The sequence below is a fragment of the Arsenophonus nasoniae DSM 15247 genome (assembly GCF_000429565.1).
In the GTDB taxonomy this organism is placed as follows: Bacteria; Pseudomonadota; Gammaproteobacteria; order Enterobacterales; family Enterobacteriaceae; genus Arsenophonus; species Arsenophonus nasoniae.
In genome coordinates this window covers 1-19,126 of record NZ_AUCC01000019.1, presented here as the reverse complement: position 1 = coordinate 19,126, position 19,126 = coordinate 1, and the positions used below count along the sequence as shown (strand labels likewise).

At 34.6% G+C, this 19,126-nt stretch carries 14 protein-coding genes and 3 pseudogenes; 10 read left to right on the top strand and 7 right to left on the bottom strand.

The features are described from left to right. The 4 genes from yidC (at nt 1) to G468_RS0106330 (ending at nt 4,815) form a co-directional block, all read left to right on the top strand. Nucleotides 1-1,638, top strand: a complete 1,638-nt coding sequence (gene yidC, locus G468_RS0106345; protein ID WP_026822409.1) for a membrane protein insertase YidC — start codon at nt 1-3, stop codon at nt 1,636-1,638. Nucleotides 1,639-1,738: 100 nt separating this feature from the next. Then, nucleotides 1,739-3,109 (top strand): tRNA uridine-5-carboxymethylaminomethyl(34) synthesis GTPase MnmE, encoded by a 1,371-nt coding sequence (gene mnmE, locus G468_RS0106340; protein ID WP_026822408.1) that lies wholly within the window; start codon nt 1,739-1,741, stop codon nt 3,107-3,109. A 259-nt stretch (nt 3,110-3,368) separates the two neighbouring features. Continuing rightward, nucleotides 3,369-3,689 (top strand): hypothetical protein, encoded by a 321-nt coding sequence (locus tag G468_RS0106335; RefSeq protein WP_026822407.1) that lies wholly within the window; start codon nt 3,369-3,371, stop codon nt 3,687-3,689. A 247-nt stretch (nt 3,690-3,936) separates the two neighbouring features. Further along, nucleotides 3,937-4,815, top strand: a complete 879-nt coding sequence (locus tag G468_RS0106330; RefSeq protein WP_155846979.1) for an OspG family effector kinase — start codon at nt 3,937-3,939, stop codon at nt 4,813-4,815. A 449-nt stretch (nt 4,816-5,264) separates the two neighbouring features. On the opposite strand, the gene G468_RS0106325 is transcribed toward G468_RS0106330, so the two are convergent. Then, a complete protein-coding gene (locus G468_RS0106325) occupies nt 5,265-5,762 on the bottom strand; it encodes a TIGR00645 family protein (RefSeq protein WP_026822405.1) in 498 nt (165 codons plus the stop codon). Nucleotides 5,763-6,746: 984 nt separating this feature from the next. Between G468_RS0106325 and G468_RS0106315 the strand changes: the two genes are divergently transcribed. Further along, entirely contained in the window at nt 6,747-6,983 is a 237-nt protein-coding gene (locus tag G468_RS0106315; protein ID WP_026822404.1) for a hypothetical protein, read from the top strand. Nucleotides 6,984-7,243: 260 nt separating this feature from the next. Here the strand turns inward: G468_RS0106315 and G468_RS0106310 are convergent, their stop codons facing one another. Continuing rightward, a complete protein-coding gene (locus G468_RS0106310; RefSeq protein ID WP_026822403.1) occupies nt 7,244-8,656 on the bottom strand; it encodes a nucleobase:cation symporter-2 family protein in 1,413 nt (470 codons plus the stop codon). A 630-nt stretch (nt 8,657-9,286) separates the two neighbouring features. Here G468_RS0106310 and G468_RS19955 point away from each other — a divergent pair. The 5 genes and pseudogenes from G468_RS19955 (at nt 9,287) to G468_RS19940 (ending at nt 14,227) form a co-directional block, all read left to right on the top strand. Further along, nucleotides 9,287-11,236: pseudogene (locus G468_RS19955) on the top strand (FAD-dependent oxidoreductase). Between the two features lie 564 nt (nt 11,237-11,800). Beyond that, entirely contained in the window at nt 11,801-12,031 is a 231-nt protein-coding gene (locus tag G468_RS19950) for a helix-turn-helix domain-containing protein (RefSeq protein WP_034249432.1), read from the top strand. Between the two features lie 217 nt (nt 12,032-12,248). Next, nucleotides 12,249-12,644, top strand: coding sequence for a hypothetical protein (locus G468_RS23395; protein ID WP_051296978.1), 396 nt, complete (start codon nt 12,249-12,251; stop codon nt 12,642-12,644). Then, nucleotides 12,617-12,946 (top strand): helix-turn-helix transcriptional regulator, encoded by a 330-nt coding sequence (locus tag G468_RS23390; protein WP_051296977.1) that lies wholly within the window; start codon nt 12,617-12,619, stop codon nt 12,944-12,946. Before G468_RS23395 ends, G468_RS23390 begins: the two co-directional genes overlap by 28 nt. Before the next feature lie 9 nt (nt 12,947-12,955). After that, nucleotides 12,956-14,227 (top strand): annotated as a pseudogene (locus G468_RS19940) (cytosine permease). 101 nt (nt 14,228-14,328) lie between these two features. Here G468_RS19940 and G468_RS0106285 read toward each other — a convergent pair. The 5 genes and pseudogenes from G468_RS0106285 to G468_RS25280 form a co-directional block, all read right to left on the bottom strand. Beyond that, nucleotides 14,329-14,754: a GNAT family N-acetyltransferase gene (locus G468_RS0106285; protein WP_026822402.1), complete on the bottom strand. Its 426-nt coding sequence runs from the start codon at nt 14,752-14,754 to the stop codon at nt 14,329-14,331. Nucleotides 14,755-15,677: 923 nt separating this feature from the next. Beyond that, nucleotides 15,678-16,424 carry an energy transducer TonB gene (locus G468_RS22335; protein ID WP_026822401.1) on the bottom strand — a complete coding sequence of 249 codons (747 nt, stop codon included), beginning with the start codon at nt 16,422-16,424 and terminating at the stop codon, nt 15,678-15,680. Nucleotides 16,425-16,481: 57 nt separating this feature from the next. Continuing rightward, nucleotides 16,482-18,686: a TonB-dependent receptor domain-containing protein gene (locus G468_RS19930; RefSeq protein WP_051296976.1), complete on the bottom strand. Its 2,205-nt coding sequence runs from the start codon at nt 18,684-18,686 to the stop codon at nt 16,482-16,484. Between the two features lie 14 nt (nt 18,687-18,700). Continuing rightward, nucleotides 18,701-18,847 (bottom strand): hypothetical protein, encoded by a 147-nt coding sequence (locus G468_RS23710; protein WP_155846978.1) that lies wholly within the window; start codon nt 18,845-18,847, stop codon nt 18,701-18,703. A 124-nt stretch (nt 18,848-18,971) separates the two neighbouring features. Further along, nucleotides 18,972-19,126 (bottom strand): annotated as a pseudogene (locus tag G468_RS25280) (IS91 family transposase); the annotation flags it as partial.

Here is a 19,126-nt window from a genome sequence, read left to right as displayed (position 1 = left end):
ATGGATTCGCAACGCAATCTTTTATTCATCGCTTGGCTATTTGTTTCGTTTTTGATTTGGCAGACATGGGAAAGTGATAAAACACAACCTATAAAAACTGACCAAATCGTAAAACAAATGGATATGCCAAGTCATGATGACCAAGCTAATCTGGGTCATGAGCAAGCTAAATTTATCACCGTAAAAACTGATGTGCTTGAATTACGCATCAATACCCGCGGAGGTGATATTGATGGGGCTGATCTATTGCTTTACCCTAAGGAATTACACTCATCTGATCCGTTTCGTTTATTGGAAACCAGTAAAGATTTTATTTATCAAGCACAGAGCGGCTTGATTGGTCAGGATGGTCCCGATAACCCAGGCTACAATAACGGATTGCGTCCTTTATACCTCTCAACTGCAACCAGTTATGCGTTACAAGATGGCCAAGATGAACTGCGTGTTCCTCTTACCTTCACAGGTAAAGATGGTGTGGTTTATCAGAAAGTCTATGTATTAAAACGTGGAAAATATAATATTTCTGTTGAATATAATATTGACAATAAAAGTGCTAAACCATTGTCGTTGGCTTTTTTTGGTCAATTGAAACAGACTGTGGAACTACCAAAAGAGCGTGATACAGGAAGTAATAATTTTGCTTTACATACCTATCGCGGCGCAGCGTATTCTTCCGATGAAACGAACTATAAAAAATATAGCTTCAGCGATATTACTGATAATAACTTAAACGTTAATAGCAAAGGTGGCTGGATCGCAATGTTGCAGCAATATTTTGCGACAGCATGGATCCCTGGCTATCAGAACCAAAACACCTTTTATACAATCGATTTAGATAAAGCCATTGCTATTATTGGCTATAAGAGTTCGCCGATAACAGTAGCGGCTAATAGTAAAGAAAATTACACTTCAACTTTGTGGGTAGGTCCAGAATTACAAGCGGAAATGGCAGCCGTTGCACCACATTTAGATTTAACCGTAGATTATGGTTGGCTATGGTTTATTTCTCAACCGTTATTTAAATTATTGAAATTTATTCATGGATTTATCGGTAATTGGGGCTTTTCCATCATCGTTATTACTTTTATTGTGCGCGGGATTATGTACCCATTAACCAAAGCACAATATACATCAATGGCAAAAATGCGTCTATTGCAGCCTAAACTTGCAGCAATGAAAGAACGGATTGGTGATGATAAGCAACGAATGAGCCAAGAAATGATGGCGCTCTATAAAGCAGAAAAAGTCAACCCGTTGGGTGGTTGTCTGCCTTTATTGATTCAGATGCCTATTTTCCTTGCTTTATATTATATGTTGATGGGTTCTGTCGAGCTACGCCATGCTCCCTTCATTGGTTGGATCCAAGATCTGTCAGCCCAGGATCCATACTATATTTTACCGTTGTTAATGGGCTTAACCATGTATATTATTCAGAAAATGTCGCCAACGACAGTAACTGATCCTATGCAACAGAAGATTATGACCTATATGCCGGTTATTTTTACGGTATTTTTCTTGTGGTTTCCTTCTGGTTTGGTTTTATACTATATCGTTAGTAACCTGGTAACGATTATCCAGCAACAAATTATTTATCGTGGATTAGAAAAGCGTGGCCTACATAGTCGCGATAAAAAATAAGTTTGGCATTTTGTTATTTTCGTCCATAACAAAATAGAAAATGTATTAAGGCGGTCTAATGACCGCCTTAATCATATTTATTGTAATAATTGAGAGTAAGATGAGTACATATACCAATGATACAATTATTGCGCAGGCAACGCCCCCTGGACGTGGTGGTGTTGGTATTTTGCGAATATCAGGGCCAAAAGTTATTGAGATTGCCCGCATTGTTTTAGGTAAATTACCTCAACCACGCTATGCGGATTATCTTCCTTTCTATGATAGCAATGGCAAAGTGTTAGATCAGGGGATTGCACTCTATTTTCCCGCACCCAACTCATTTACTGGTGAAGATGTCCTTGAATTGCAAGGACATGGTGGGCCGGTAATTATTGATTTATTACTTAAGCGGATTTTAGTGATTGATGAAATCCGTATTGCCAATCCAGGCGAATTTTCTGAACGCGCTTTTCTTAATGACAAAATGGATTTAGCTCAGGCGGAAGCGATTGCTGATTTAATTGATGCGAGTACTGAACAGGCTGCTCGTTCAGCAGTAAATTCTTTACAAGGTGTTTTTTCCCAACAGATCTATGAAATGGTGGAAGCGCTTACTAACTTGCGTATTTACGTTGAAGCGGCAATTGATTTTCCCGATGAAGAGATTGATTTTTTATCTGATGGCAAGATAGAAACAAAATTGAATGAAGTAATAGCCCATTTAGATAGTGTGCGCTCACAAGCTTACCAGGGCAGCTTATTACGGGAAGGGATGAAAGTTGTTATTGCTGGACGGCCGAATGCAGGTAAATCTAGCTTATTAAATGCGCTATCTGGCCGTGAAGCGGCAATAGTAACGGATATTGCCGGTACAACTCGCGATGTATTACGTGAACATATTCATATTGATGGTATGCCACTGCATATTATTGATACGGCGGGTTTGCGTGAAGCGACAGATGAAGTTGAGAAGATAGGTGTTGAACGAGCCTGGCAAGAAATAGAGCAAGCTGATCATATCTTATTTATGGTGGATAGCACAACGACACAGGCAACTGAACCGAAGCAGATTTGGCCTGAATTTATGGCGCGATTGCCTAAGTCGTTACCGATTACGGTCATTAGAAATAAAGTAGATATAACTGATGAACCAATAGCGATAACAAAGGTTGGTAATTACTCACTTATTCGTCTTTCAGCTTATCGAAAAGAAGGTATTGATTTATTACGTCAACATTTGAAAGAAAGCATTGGGTTTAATCATCATATTGAAGGAGGATTCTTAGCTAGACGTCGTCATATTCAAGCGCTTAATATCGCAGCGGAGCATCTACAGCAAGGATATCAACAGTTAGTGGTTGCTCACTCAGGCGAGTTATTAGCAGAAGAACTCCGTTTGACTCAACAAGCATTAAGTGAAATTACTGGCGAATTTAGCTCTGATGATTTATTAGGCAGTATTTTTTCCAGTTTCTGTATTGGTAAGTAGTTGCGGTTTTGTTTAGATTTACTGAAATTCATCGTTCAGTATAACTAATTATTATATAGAATTTTTATACCTATTTAGATATAAGAAAATTTATATAACTCCATTATTGTGCTTTTTTCTATTGCTATGGGTCATGCTTATTTTCATATTGAAATTTGCTTATCATCATATTTTAGATGATAAGCAGCATGGCATAATACTGGAATTAAATCTTTTGTTTGATTTGTAACATTACTGGTAGTTAAAGGAGTATTTAGTAATGGCGTTGATGGTATTAATTGTTTTTATTGTCGCTATTATTTTTATATGGAATGTTTATGTAACAAAAAAGAGAAAGCAGTATTTACTAAATAAGTATGGTAATGCGGAAATTGTGGAAAAAATAATGAATCGTTATTTTTGGGTTGGCCAAACCGCTGAGCAATTAAGAGATTCTTTAGGTAAACCGGCAGATATTTCTACTAAAATAATGAAAACAAGATATAGAGAAACATGGAAATATAATCAGACCGGTAAAAATCGATATGGTTTACGGATCACTCTGGATGACCATGTGGTGCAACGCTGGGAGCAGAAATAATCATTGAGTGGCACATAATTGTGCCCATAATATAATCAATTAACTAACTCTCTTCTGGAGTTTTGTAGTCAGTGATTAATAAATTTATTAAATGGGAATAGTGTTTGAATTTTGATAAATAATGTTATCTTTGTTTACATTTTTCTATTTTTCGTTTCACATAAAAAAGATTACAGTAACATAGTTATCAGTTCTATCAATCATTAATCAATCTAACCATAATTTTAACAAATAGGATTAATAGACTATGCTCCCTTCTCTGTCATATTATACTGCTACAAATAGCGCTTATTGTAATACAAATTTACCTTCTTCATCGGCTACTCGAAGGATGACACCAGAAGACTATCTTATTGAAAGTTTGGGTGGGATTGATAGTCCAGAGAACAGAAAGTGGGCGCAAGAATTATTGTCTAAATATGATTTTCCGGCAAATAGTTGCCATAATTCATTAGAATTTGCTATTCATTATGTACAATGTGAACAAATTCCCGATTGGGCAGAGCAATACAAAGTAGCCGCTATTGAAACGAAAGTTATAGATAAAGCGGAAAATGTCCATACCTTATCTTATTTTGCTAACCACCGGATCCATTCAGGCGTTGATGGTGAAGTTTTTCAAGATAAGGATGAAAATTATGTTTTAAAAAAATACCATGAAACCTACAACTACTTAGATGTCAGTGAGCTTGGCGCGATTGAAAAATCTACTGCCTTTTTTTGTCATTACTATGGCGCAGACAGTGCAAAAATTTATTATGATGAAGAAAATTTATTTGTCAGAATGAAGAAAATTGCCGGTATACCTTTAAGTAAGGTAGATTCGTTCCCGACAGATGCAATTGAAAAATTTGAATCTATGTTGGCGACTATCGCAGAAAAAAATATTTTTCATTCAGATTTACAACCAGATAATATTCTATGGAATTGTTATGAAAAAAAATTCAATCCTATTGATTTTGGTGATGATCCTAGAAATTTTTCCAACATATTAGAGCCAGAAGAACTTTTACAAGAATTGAAATATAATGCAGAAAATTGTGTAAAACTTATCGAACAGAAAATAATTACTCCCGATAAGCAGACTAATTTATTTCAGCAGATGATATTCAAAAATTTGGTATAGTCGTCTACTGTTGGCATTTCGCCTCGTCCTAAAAGTCGAGGATTATTACTGTATTTGGAGTAAGTATTTTTTCTTGAGCTGTGGTTGTTATTATTAAAATTAATAACTTTATTCTTTCAATTGTTATTAAGTTATCTAAAATATTATTATCTTATCATAAAATTTTAAAATCATAACTTTATGATTTTTATTATAATATCCATAAAATATTATTGAATATTAAGTGAGTGTTTTTAAAGTTTTTTATTTTTTCATTAATCGTGTTTTATAAAAATAAATAAAGTTTTTAAATTAATTTAATTATTACTACTCAAATAGCCTTTAATTTGCTCTAAGAATGTTATTGCATTTAGTAAATTGCCACTGCATATTTATTTAGCTGTGGCGTAAAGAAAATAATTATTTCATATCGTTATTCAGTACGGAATAAAATGATTTTAAGTAGCCGATTAGCTTTTGGTGCTTTTACTCATTCTATCAATATAAGCCATACCAAAGGCAGATAAAACAAAAGCTAGGTGGATAATGACACTCCACATTATTTTATTATCTGGTACTTTTTCAGCTTCCATAAACAGTCGTAAAAGATGAACTGAAGAAATCGCAACAATTGATGAGGCAACTTTATTTTTAATGGAATTAACGTCCATTTTTCCCATCCAGCTCAATTTTTGATGTTTATCATCAACGGTCATTTTTAAAATAAAGTTTTCATAACCTGAAAACATCACCATAACTAAAAGGCCACCAACCAGTGCAATATCAACAAGTGATAAAACGGTTAATATTAATCCTGATTCAGTGATAGTAAAAAGTTCAGGGATGATATGAATTATCTGCTGAAAAAATTTTAAAGTGAGTAAAATAAATCCAAATGATAGTCCTATATAAACAGGAAATAGTAGCCATCTTGATGCATAAATGATTTTTTCAATCGACTTTTCCATGTTATTTATCCTTCTTTTATTTGAATTTCTAAAATTTAATTGCCAACGGTATGACTTTTGCTTTAAAAAGAAACAAAGCTATGATGCTATTTTAAGCAGTAATTTTGATAATTATCATTAGAACCAGATTGAGATATAATTTTCTTCATTATCCAACCTAAAAGTTTTATCATAAATTCCATTCATAAAACAGATTTAGCAAATAAAGCTAGTTTATCATTAAGTGTAATTGGGAATCTTCTTTTTCTTTCTCCTCTAGATGGAAAAATAATTTATTTTTAATATTTTTTTAACAATATGGAAGCAATTAGAGAAGAAAATTGGTTTCTTCATCATCACATTTTTTTATCAATGAGTGATAATAAAACTAAATTGAATATGGTTAATGATAAATGGTTTTTATTGCAAAAAAATTTCAAAATAGTATAATAACTGATTGGTTTTTATGTTATTCATTATGTTAATCCATTAGATTTTATATTGAGTATCACTAAAAAAGATAGAATACATTAATTTATTTAACAATAAAATCATTCAATTGAAAATATAAGCAAAGATATAAAAGAAAATTTTTAAATTTATATAAATATTAGAGACTAGCTTGATTAGATATTTATTTACCTTTTATATTAATATTATAAAAAATTTTCATTAAAATTAAATTAATCCTATTTATTTTCTACTAAATAAGCGAAAAATAATATTTAAAAGCAGTTAAAATGACCATTAGCAGATATTGTATCTTATGATAAGTAGTTTAAATAAAAAGCATATTTATTAAGTTAAGCATAATCTTATCAACTAGTTGAAAGGTAATGTTAATCAATTAATATAAATTTTTTAAATTAATAAATTAAAACAAATAACGAAACCCATTAATATTAAAAAATATACTTTGGTGTAATAATAGCTTACTTACTGACAACTATATTTTCAGCCAATATAACAGCATGCAGCTTAATGAAAAAATAGACTAAACGCCCAATGCAGATACAAGTCACACAACCTATTCTACCGATAACCCGGACTGGTATACTTTACAAAATGGTTTTTTGTGTGGATGGTAAATACAACTATTATATTCATAACAATGGCAAGCAATATACCACGGCAAATACCGTTGGTTATCGACTTGTGAAGCTAGATCTCGGTGTAATGACGCACAAGAAGGATTTGAGGGGGCAAGCTAACCACTATACTAGTCTCTACCTTTCTCTATGAAAATGAACAAACAGGCGTCTATTTTTATCAATAGACTCAAGTTATAAGGAAACAGAGGGTTAATATTGGCCGCTATGATATTGACAGATAATGCTATTGAGTTGTTCATCTAACTAGACTCTGTTTAAGTATGTCATTTATAACAAAGACGAGTAAAAACGGTGCATCCAATACTGGTTCAAATCAGGGATATTGCTTACATGTTAACGATTAATTCGTTAACATGTAGATATATTAGTTAATTGTCCATTTTATTTTGCCTAATTTTCCTGATTCTTCTCGGCTTTTCTCAATAATAACCATCGCCTTATTGCTCTTATCGGTGCAAATGATGATATATCGGTGGACGAAAGATCTGTTTCTTGTATGGGCGCGGACGATGCTTTATTAAGTGTTAAATTGGCCAGAATAGCAATCACTGTACCTATGGTGATGCCGCTATGGAGGAACATTTGCATCATGCTAGGAAAGCCTTCAAATAGATATGGTACCATGATAGGCATTAGGCCTAAACCTAATGTTAATGCTACCACCATTTCATTATTATTATGGCGATAGCTAATACTACTGAGTGTGCGAATTCCCGATACGGCAACCATACCAAACATAATGACGCCCGCGCCGCCTAATATCGGTTTAGGAATTGCCACCACCAGTGCCGCCATTTTGGCAAACATTCCCATTAAAATGAGGAGCAAACCCGATACAGAGACCACGAAGCGGCTACGTACACCAGTAAGGCCAATCAACCCAACATTTTGTGCAAACGCAGCGTAAGGAAAAAGATTAAACAGTCCTCCTACCATAGTTGCAATACCGCAAGCATTGAGACCATTACGTAAAGTGGTAGCGTCGGCCTTTTTGTCAACCATATCACCAATCATCATCATTGATGACATGGTTTCTATCATCACTACCACCATAACCATAGATAACAATGTGACAGGAATAATGTGAAATTCTGGCTTTGCCAGCCACATGATTTGGGGAAAATTAATCCAAGGCGTTGAATTAACGAAATGAAAATCAAGTGGCAGAAAGAAACTCCAGATAACCGTACCGCCTATTAAACCAAGAAGTACGGCAATATTTTTAATCATTCCGGTCATAAAGTGATAGATATGAAGAATAATAATGAGCGTGAGTGCCGCCATAACAAGCGGTAAGATGCCCCCATTATTGCCACTAATAATCCAATTGCCTGCTACAGGCATCAGTGAAAGTCCGATCAGTGTCACAATCGAACCCATAACAACTTTAGGAAAAAAGCGTACAAGATGGCATATCCAGGGGGCACATATCAGCGTGAATAATCCAGCGATGATTACAGCGCCAGAAATACCGCTAATACCATACTGTTTACCAATTAGTATCATTGGAACCAGTGCGGCAAATGTGCATCCTTGCACTAATGGCAAGCGACAACCAATCCATGATCCAAAGCCAAAGGATTGGGCAATGGTTGCTATTCCACAGATAAACAGATCAGTACTAATTAATAGAATAATTTGCTCAACAGGTAAGCCAACAGTATTACCGATAACTAATGGAACGGCGACTGCGCCTGCATACATCACTAAAACATGTTGCAGCCCGTAAAGTATCATTTGCCCAATGGGAAGGACTTCGTTAACTGGGGCTGATTGGTGCTTGGAGATAACAGATCCTTTCATAAAGTTACATCACTCCTGTTGGTGAGTACTTCGTTAACCGGGCTGATCGGTGTTTGGAAAGAACAGTTAATGTGCATGTTAGAACAGTATTTGACATTCAAACTGGTCTAAATTGATCCAATCAGCATTTCAGCAAATATCAATAACTATGCGTAACCCATGCCAATATAAATAAATAGGTAAAAGAGTTGGTGTCATTCGTGAATCAAGTCACGTTTTTTGTCGGCTAGATTGATAAATGGGAAAGTATTGTTAAAAACGCACCGAATAATCATATTTTATACTTGAGGTTAATTCTCATCTTGAGAATATAAAAAAGGGGCTGGTTATGACTATTTGTTTTCAACTCAGTGTTAAAGCCATGATCGATATTACCTGCAACAGCGCTAAAGTTTACTTTTTCCGGCTTTTATTAGTTGAAAAAAGATATTTTCTTGTTTCACTGTGATACGTCATTCTCAAAGTGAGAATACTTTAAGACAAAAAAATGAATAGGGCTAAATATGATAAAGACAACTTTTTGAACTAAATCGCAAAATTTTAAGTTAAGCATAAATTATTAAAAAAATTTGCCCAATTATTGCATCCTTATTGGAACAATATACCTGAGCTTACCAGCTAGGAGAGCGAATGAATAAAATGATTATTGCTGATCCAAGTGAATGCATCGGTTGTCATGTTTGTGAAATTGCCTGTGTGGTTGCTCATAATCATCAATGTTGGCCACAGAGCACAGGTGAGTTTGTCCCGCGTATCAGAGTATTGAACGATGAGAAAAATAGTATTGCGGTAACCTGCCGTCATTGCAATAACGCGCCTTGTATTACCAGTTGCCCGGTGGATGCATTGCGTTTTGTTAGTGCAACCGTTCAGCTTGATCAAAATCGCTGTATCGGTTGTAAAAGTTGCATTATAGCCTGCCCGTTCGGCGCTATTGATATGGTACCGGCAGTGGATTCAAATATCGTACTGGCACAAAAATGTGATATGTGTCAGACAACCAGTGTAGTCCAGCCAGCTTGTGTGACACATTGTCCTACGCAAGCATTACGAATTTTTGATGAGCAAACGTTGTTAACTTTGCGCCAAGAGAGACAACAGAGAACGATAGATAGTGGAGATCATCGTCAGTTCGAAAAACAGCTGCCGCGTAAACAGATATTGAATAAGCCGCTGCGAAAAGGGGCGCAAAAAATTTCTGCTCAACAACGTATTCAGCACTTTGCCGAGATTTATATTGGGCTTGATCAGCAGCAAGCCCATTATGAAAGCACACGTTGCCTCTATTGCGCCCAAAAAGCGCATTGCAACTTAATATGTCCTTTGCATAATCACATACCAGATTTCATTCAGTTAGTCAGTGAAGGAAACATTATGGACGCGGCTGAATTATGTCATCAGTCTAGTTCATTACCAGAAATATGTGGTCGTGTCTGTCCACAAGATCGGTTATGTGAAGGGGCATGTACCCTGAAACATCATGGTGGCTCGGTCTCTATTGGAAATTTAGAGCGCTATATTACTGACACTGCACTGGCACAAGGTTGGCGACCAAATTTATCGCAAGTAAGTCCGCGTTCGGAACGAGTAGCCATAATCGGTGCAGGACCTGCTGGTCTTGGTTGTGCTGATATCCTCGCACGAGCAGGGGTTCAGGCTGATGTGTATGAGCGTCATCCCGAGATCGGTGGATTACTTACTTTTGGCATACCACCGTTTAAACTTGATAAGCAGTTGTTGAGCTCTAGACGCAAGATCTTCAGTGCGATGGGTATTCAGTTTCATCTCAATTGCGAAATTGGTCAGAATATCTCTTTCACTAGATTGACTAATGATTATGATGCTATTTTCCTCGGTACGGGAACGTATGGTTTGATGAAGATTGGGTTGGAAAATGAGCATGCCTCTGGCGTGGTACAAGCACTAGATTTTTTGACTGCCAACACGCGACGGGTGATGGGATTAGAAGATGATCCTCGATATCCTTGGATTGAGATAACCGATAAAAAAGTAGTAGTGGTAGGTGGTGGTGATACTGCAATGGATTGTCTGCGCACGGCAGTACGACGCAATGCTGCTAGTGTAACGTGTGCTTATCGCCGTGATGAAGCTAGCATGCCTGGTTCTAAAAAAGAGGTGACTAATGCACGAGAAGAAGGTGTTGAGTTTTTATTTAACGTTTCACTTCAGTGTATTGTGCTAGATGATACTGGAAAAGTATCAGCGGTGAAACTGACACGTGTTCAATTAGGGGAGCCTGGTAAAGATGGACGACGGAGACCGCAACTAATTGCGGGTTCAGAATTTGAACTGGCGCTCGATGTATTAATCATTGCTTTTGGTTTTCAGCCACATGAGATGCCCTGGTTGCAGGGACACAATATTAATCTTGATGATTGGGGTTTGATCCAAACGGGCGGTCAAGGGCGCTTGTTGACATAAACTAGCAACGACAAAATATTTGCCGGTGGAGATGCTGTGCATGGTGCAGATTTAGTAGTAACCGCAATGGCGGCAGGTCGACAGGCGGCGAGGGATATACTTAATTTTCTCGATCGAAAATCATCTACCAACCAATAAGTTATTAAGGTGACATTGATGAATAATATAGCAGATAAAAGCACGTAATTGCTTGAATGGTTGACTAATTATAAAGGGTTTAACGAATTAAGATATTTTGCCACTTATGAATATTTTAAAATGTTAACTCATTAATTACATTAATAAAGATGATGAATTTAATATTTTTAAATTAGTTTTTTATTATCAGGTTAATAGAAAAGCGAAAAATCAGGCCAAGAATTAGCATAATCTAACCGTAAAATCATAATATTAAATTAACAGTATTCTATTAATAAAATGAGTAAATTAAGATAATTTTGTCCATATACGTAAAGGTGTAAATTGTTTAATTAACTGTTGAGTCATAAAACGTAATCAGCTAAAGTAATATTGTTATTGGAACACGCCAATAACCGAGGTTTTGCAGCCTTGTTCACTAACACACTGGTAAGAAGTTTTACCAGTGCTACTTGTAGCGCCCTTTATGGCGGTTCAGGTAGGGGAGCCGAAAGGCTCGCCGGAGTTAGTGCCGGTCTGCAAACCTTATCTGGATCGCCTCCATAAAGAAAAGGGATAGTAAAAATGCTTGATTTTAGCTATAACTGGCACGGCGCTAATATTGTTGCTGCATTCCAACAAAACATAACTCTATCATCGATTTCCCATAAATTTGGATTAAACTCAAAAATACTAAATAATAGACTTATTCGCATTTTTTCAAGTGATGAAAAGTGTATTATTGCTAGTATAAATCTCCATCAATCTGCAACCTTGCCAAGTTATTATTGCGATAGCACAAAAGCTTTCCAATAGAAGCATTGATATTGAATGTATAACTTAATAAAAAAATTATATTGCTGTGAACGACTATTTCGATTTAATAATCTTAATGTGATTTTTTAATGTGAGAAAGTTTAAATTTAGAATTAAAAAATTAAATATTTTTTGAGAAAAAACTATTTTCTAATTCATTTTATCACCTTATGAAATTACATATGATATTATTTACCTAAGTTATAAAGAGGTTTTGATGAGCAATAATATCAATGATAAATCCATTAATATTATCGATTCAATTATTACGATGGTAGAAAACCTAGATGAACCTTGGGGAATTAAAAGTATAAAATCAGAACATATTTATATGAATAATTCTGCCCGTCTTTTCACAAATACACCAAAAAATTTTTCTATCGAAGGTAAAATGGATGAAGCATTTCCTACTACTTGGAGTGAATTATTTCAGGAGTTTAAAGAACATGATGAATTAACGAAAATTGAGTCTTCTACGACGAGAGTGATTGAAATAGATTACTGGAATGGAAGTCCTACCTTAATACCTTATATCAGTGAAAAAATACCTATTTTAAATAAAGATAAACAATGTATTGGAATTTTATGGAATGCAAAAAAATACTCAATATAAACCCATTGATCTACCATGAAAAAAAAGCTGTCAATATATTAAAAACTTATCAAGAAAGCTGTTTTTTTTCCAAACGAGAACTTGAAATAATATTTTTACTTCAACAAAGACTCGGGAGTAAAGAAATAGCGAAATATTTAAATCTCTCACCTATAACGGTAAATTATAAATTACAGGTTATTTATCAAAAAATGGGTGTTAACTCAGCCAGACAACTTATTGAATACTGTAAAACATATTCTCTTGATAACTTTATACCTGAACGTTTTTTAACTCCAGGTGTTCTTTTTATAACAAAGTGAATTAATTATATGAATTTAATAGATAACTATCCAACAAGTCGTGTTCCGACCAATATACGTTTATCATTTCTGAGTGTTACATTAGTTCATGCTGGTATGCTAACTGCCTTAGATCAATTTATGCTAGGTGCAGTATTAGGTAATTCTATGACTTTAGCTGACGCTTTTTTAGCCATCTTCATTAGTAGTATTATTTTTGGCATTATTACTTTTGCTCTTGGCTTGGCAGGAATGAAAGAAGGATTATCCAGCAGTCTTTTAGCAAGATGGTGTGGATTTGGACGTATTGGTTCAGTTTTGGTCAGCCTTACAATAGCCATTAGCTTGGTAGGTTGGTTTGGGGTACAAAATGCAGTCTTTGCTAAAGGACTTAATTATGCATTAGGCAATAAATTAGGTTTTGAATGGTAAGCAACGTTATCTGGTTTATTTTTGACGATCTTAGTGGCTTTTGGTTTTAAAGCGCTACGATTTACTGCATGGATTGCGGTTCCTTTTTTTGTCATCGTGGTTTTATTTATTTCTGCAGGAATTCTTAAGCATCATAATACAATAGATTTGATTCAGTCTGTTCCTAATGGTGAAACGATAACCTTGTCTTCTGCAATCACATTAATTATGGGAGGATGTATCGTTGCCACTCTTATTACGCCAGATATGAGTCGATATTCAAAAAATAGCCGTCAGGTATTTTGGATGGTTATGGTATCAATTATTCTCGGTGAATTTGTCATTAATGGACTGGCTATATTATTAGCCAGAGCACTAAATACGTCCGATGTCGTAACCATTATGACGCAAACGGCTGGAGGTATTGGTTTATTGGTGGTTATCTTCTCTACTTTGCGGGTAAATGATATTAATCTTTATTCATCCTCATTAAGTATTGCTAATTCAATTTCAGTATTGACGGGCAAAAAAGTTAATTACACTATTATCACTTTATCTATTGGTATCATTGGTACAACTTTTTCTGTTTTGGGTATTTTAGATAAATTTGTTGGTTTTTTGACTATTCTTGGTGTTGTCTTTCCGCCGATAGTTGGTGTTATGCTAACGGATTATTTTATTATCAAGACTCATAGAAATATTCTTAAGGAAACACAACAAGGAGAGAAAATTCCGGCCAATAAAGATACACCTTTAATTGGTTGGAATGCTGTTTTCGCCTGTGTAATAGCCAGTATTCTTGGTATAACAGTGGAAACAGGTATACCAACGATTAATTCTCTACTCGCTGCGAGTATTATTTATGTTTTATTAAGTATCATTAAAAAATAAATAACGATGTAACAACGGAAAAAACTGCATAAATGGCGACCACTCTAATGAGCTGGTCGATCCAAATGATAATAGTAGATTAGTCGTTACTGCTAATCAATTTAGCAAACATCTGTGTTTTTCAGCGGCTTTGATAAATAATAGCGGGTGTAACAGTGAGCAAATTTGTCTAAGTGTCCATATTCCTTATAGCCTAATTTTTTATAAAAATTAACAGCTTGAAAGTCAAAAGTGTCAACATAAGCCATATGACACTTTCTTTTTATTGCTTCATCTTCTGCTTTTTTCATTAAATCTTTTCCAAAGCCCTTTTTTCTGTAGTTTTCCGCTATCCATAGATATTGGATATCTAAGCCACCCCACCAGGTTCTGGCAATCAAGCCACCAACAATATTATCATTATCCATTAAAGTCACTTTTAGCGGATGCATATCTACAGTGGTAAAATTGGAATTATGTTTCCACAGACTATCAATGATGGTATTTTCTTCTGCAATATTTTCTTTATCGTTAAGTATAAGTTTCATCTTAGTATCATCCTTTTTGTTTGTTGCTGAAAATTTTTTTAATTTTTGTGTATATCAATTAGTTATTCATGTTATAAATCTTTTTTATCATATTTTTTTGTTTTTTATAAATAAAGTTGTAGTTTTAATTTTTTATATATTTGAAAGTGTTGTGTTAATTTTTGGTTAATTTTTATCTTTCTATTATCGTGTTATTTTGCTGACATTAAAGTAAAGGTTTTATTCTATTAACAGAAAATTATCTGATAATCAAGGTTAAATATTAACCTTTTTTCTAACTTAGAATTTGTTTAATGTAGTTAACAAAAGAAGATATAACTGATTTGTTTTTGTTATAAAGTTTAGTAATTTTTTATTTAAAAATTTTATAGTTAGTTTAAAGGCTTTTGCCAACACTAGGGTATATTTGTATTTTAAATTTAATAAACAATGGAGTAAGTAAAGATACGGATATTAATTCTAACAATGTAAATTTAAGCTATCAAAAATAAAACCAATAATAATCGTTTTTGACGTTGAATAAATATTAATAATAAAGCTAAGGGATGTATAAATAACATAAAAGGGATTAATTTATCGATTTATATCGATACAAGTAATGAAATACTAATGGGCAAAAGTGGTAAAAGTAATCATTATTAAATGATCGTACAAAGTATGTGATATTTATTAACTAGAATAAATAGTTAAAATACAATAAGTTTAGTCTTGATTTCAATAAGTTAATCGACATCAAAAACGCACTTCTTTCCTTGTTGTGCGTTTTATTTTTTATCAATTAAGGGTAGCTGTGTTGGCTCAGTTAACAACGGCACAGTCGGCCAAGGTTAAAACAGATCCTAGTTGAATACTTATAAGTACTCACTCTTCATTTTGTTCAAAAAGAGATTAAAATGTAGGTTGCTTATTAATTAGTATTATATTTAATTTCTATCTATGTTGAACTTTATTTCGGTACTCATGGTTGAACTTATATGGATAGGCTTAGGTCCGATAGAACGACTCTTTGCAATGGCCGTTAATGCAGCCTTATCAAGGGTATTGAAACCAGAAGAGCGAATGATTTTAGCGTCATATAAGCTACCGTCAGTATTAATATTAAATTGTAATAATACTCGCCCTCGATGGCGCTGTTTTCTGGCTTTACGGGGATATATTTTATTGCGCTCAATTTCTTGTTTGACTAGCGAATAATAGCGTTCACCTTCTTTTCGTTCGCCTACCTTTATTGGAGAAGGTTCATTATTTAGAGCCCCTCCTTGCATGGTGGTATTATTGTTGCCGTCAAAATTCACTGCGGAATTAACCGATGGATTATTGTTCTTATTCTTATTGATTTTCTTCTTGGTTTCTAAGACGGTTTTATTATTAGTTTTTTTGACCGCTGTTATTTTCTTTTTATCATTGATTTTTTCTTGTTTCTTTTTAACGGTTAGTACTGGATTTATTGGTGAATCAGGTAGAATCATTGGTTGCGCTTCACTAGAAGATCTATTTATTTCGGATATTGTTTCTATACTGGCAGATACCAAGGTAATTGTTGTATTAGGAGAAATATTATGGTCGCTTGCTAATGTCGGCGTAGAATTAGCAGAGGTCGATAAGCACAGCCATATTAAAGCAGTATGTAAAATAATAGATAATACAATATAAGCTAACAGTCTTATCATAATTTTTTATCTCAACATTTTAGTTGGTTTAATATGGTTGTGTTATTGTTTATTTAATTAAAACTTACTATTAAAACTGAGTTTAAATGTTCTTCCCGGGGCAGGCATCATAGAACGAGTTAACGGGTCGAGATAATATTCATCAGTTAAATTGGTTCCGGTTAATTCTACTGACATATTGTCATTAATTTTATAATTCACATAGGCATCAATTGTAAAAATTGGATCCCAACGCATTGGATTATTATTCGTACCTAAATAAGAAAGAGGTTTAATAATCATTAAATGTTTTTCATCACGATTTTCTGCTTTACTATGGTAGGTAAATCGACTGCCAATTTTGATTTTTTTATCCCATAAACGAGCACCTAAATTCATATTCAGGGAGTACTTAGGTTGAATTGCAGTACGTAAAAAACCACCCGGAAAACCACCATCAATACATTCTGGAATATTGTGTTGATTATAAGGATCTAAATAATGACTGGTATTAAGATCACAAACTTTATTTTTTATATTATAAACGTAACTAATATCACTAAAAATAAAATCATTATCATAACGCCCCTGTATTTCAATACCGGATAATAACTGTCTATCCATTTGGGTAAAATTATATGCCATATCACGATCGAATACGTTTTCTATCGTGGTGTCAAAATAGATTAATTTAATATCAGCGTGTTTTTCTGTTTTTAATAGATTTGCCAGATTATAGTGAATACCAAATTCTTGTGTTTTAGCGCGTTCCGGTTTGGTTTTTTCACCCATAACAATTCGGCGTTCGTCGGAAAAGCCAACCCCGTCTTCATATAAGCTGGGCATTCGGACTGATTCGGCATAACGAAGATAAACACTTAAATCATCCGTGATCGATATGCCCGCTGAGAGGACCGGGGCAATACCGTGATCTTTGCGTTTTTTCTCTTTTTGCCATAGCGTGTCTTCTGGCCGAGCAACAAGAATTTTATCCCCATCTGTAATCTGTTTAGAATAATAGCGTTTTACCGTTTTTCCTGTTTTAGCATCAATCGTTTCTTCATCTATATTTATTTTACCGGTAAAGAAAGGATTATCCTTTTTATGCAATTTTCCATCGTTAGGGTTGTAAAGTAAGGTAATCGATTTTGGTCGATAATTGGTTCCATTTTTATCGGGTATTTGCACTTGCTTGTTAGTACCTATCTTAATCAGGTATTCATCTTGTTCTGTATACTCTTTTCTTGTTGCCAGCGTTAGCTCGATACGCTGTTTTTTTAATTTATCGATATTGTTTGCTAGCGCTATTTTCTCCTGCTCATTAAGTTGATTTTTATTATCGGCTAAGGCCTCTGTTAATCGAGCTATTTCTGTCATATAAATATGGTGTTTGCTGGCAGCTAGTTTTTTTATTCGTTTCTTCCAGTCATCGGCATAAGCATCATTGTCATAATCTTGTTGATTAACTGATTGAAAAAACGGAACATTATAGCCGGCAAGATAGCCGCTCTTTTGGTAGCCGCTTATTTTTTCAGTTCTTTTTCTATTGACCAGATCATCAATTGACCAATAAGTCACATAATTGGCGCCGGCGGAGAAAGTTAAGAATTCCACCGGTTGCCAGTCGAATTTAAACCCCAGTTGATACTCTTGCCGACGGCCTTCTTTGCCTGGATATTGGAAATAACTAACCTTAACACCAGTATATTCCGTATGGTTAATTAATTTTTCATTCTGAAAGCGGCCGTTCAGGGTAAGATTTAAATTAGGTGTCAGGGTAAATATATTGCTAATGTCCAAACCCCAGCGATTATTTTCATTACTATTATTAGCGCTATTGATTAAGCTACCATCAATAGTGGGATTTTTAATCGCGGTGCCAAACTTATAGAAGGTGAAATTATCCCAATCAGCATCTCTGTCTTTTGGGGCTCTTGGGTAGCCGCCCGTACTATTGGTATTTGCATCAGTATGATTAAACCAAGCACTCAGATAAAAATCGAACCATCGACTATCAAGCGATTGATATTTAAGGTTGGCACTACCGGCTTTTTGGTGCACCTGAGCTAAAGGCCATTGCGGAACCAAATTACGTTCGATATCAACAAAACCCAGTCGAGAGGGCATAATATCGCCAAATTCCAGTCGGGAATCGCGATAAGTAAAATTAACCGTTAAATCATCAGTCAGATGCCAATTATTTTTTAGTAACAGCGATTTCATCATATTGGAAGTGTTAGGCACTTCTTTGCCTGGATGATAAATATTGGCAACAAAAGGCATATAAGGATCGATTATTATTCTAGTGTTGGTAAATTCTTTTTTTTTCTCATTAGTAACCGAATCACAGTAACGATTAGCTCCCCTGGTACCGGCAAAATAGTTGCCTTTATTGCGATAACTTGATGGTTAGGAAATTGAATCGCTTTTAAAGTGAGTAGCAAAAGCCATCCCTTATTGCAAAAAGGAGATGGGGATCGATTTATTGTGTTTAGTGCCAGTTAACATTTCCTCAGAGAGTGTAATTTCTAACCTGATTTCCTTATTTTAGACACATTGATCCTGCGTTTAGCTGCGTAACCATCGCTTTTTCTCCAGGTTATGCAGTCTTTCTGACAACAATTCCGTTGCTTTTTTACCCATTTGCGCCCCGGTGAAAAGCAGCCTGTCGCCACACAGAATACATTTGTACGGATCGGTACGCAGAAATCCTTTCATCAGCA

Bases quoted from the DNA above. Each gene is read 5' to 3' on its own strand.
- G468_RS0106310 (WP_026822403.1), bottom strand. From the start codon at position 8,656: ATGAAAGGATCTGTTATCTCCAAGCACCAATCAGCCCCAGTTAACGAA.
- G468_RS19930 (WP_051296976.1), bottom strand. From the start codon at position 18,686: ATGCCTTTTGTTGCCAATATTTATCATCCAGGCAAAGAAGTGCCTAAC.
- G468_RS19950 (WP_034249432.1), top strand. From the start codon at position 11,801: ATGCTTGATTTTAGCTATAACTGGCACGGCGCTAATATTGTTGCTGCA.
- G468_RS22335 (WP_026822401.1), bottom strand. From the start codon at position 16,424: ATGATAAGACTGTTAGCTTATATTGTATTATCTATTATTTTACATACT.
- G468_RS23390 (WP_051296977.1), top strand. From the start codon at position 12,617: ATGGAATGCAAAAAAATACTCAATATAAACCCATTGATCTACCATGAA.
- yidC (WP_026822409.1), top strand. From the start codon at position 1: ATGGATTCGCAACGCAATCTTTTATTCATCGCTTGGCTATTTGTTTCG.
- G468_RS0106330 (WP_155846979.1), top strand. From the start codon at position 3,937: ATGCTCCCTTCTCTGTCATATTATACTGCTACAAATAGCGCTTATTGT.
- G468_RS0106285 (WP_026822402.1), bottom strand. From the start codon at position 14,754: ATGAAACTTATACTTAACGATAAAGAAAATATTGCAGAAGAAAATACC.
- G468_RS0106315 (WP_026822404.1), top strand. From the start codon at position 6,747: ATGCAGATACAAGTCACACAACCTATTCTACCGATAACCCGGACTGGT.
- G468_RS0106325 (WP_026822405.1), bottom strand. From the start codon at position 5,762: ATGGAAAAGTCGATTGAAAAAATCATTTATGCATCAAGATGGCTACTA.
- G468_RS0106335 (WP_026822407.1), top strand. From the start codon at position 3,369: ATGGCGTTGATGGTATTAATTGTTTTTATTGTCGCTATTATTTTTATA.
- mnmE (WP_026822408.1), top strand. From the start codon at position 1,739: ATGAGTACATATACCAATGATACAATTATTGCGCAGGCAACGCCCCCT.
- G468_RS23395 (WP_051296978.1), top strand. From the start codon at position 12,249: ATGAGCAATAATATCAATGATAAATCCATTAATATTATCGATTCAATT.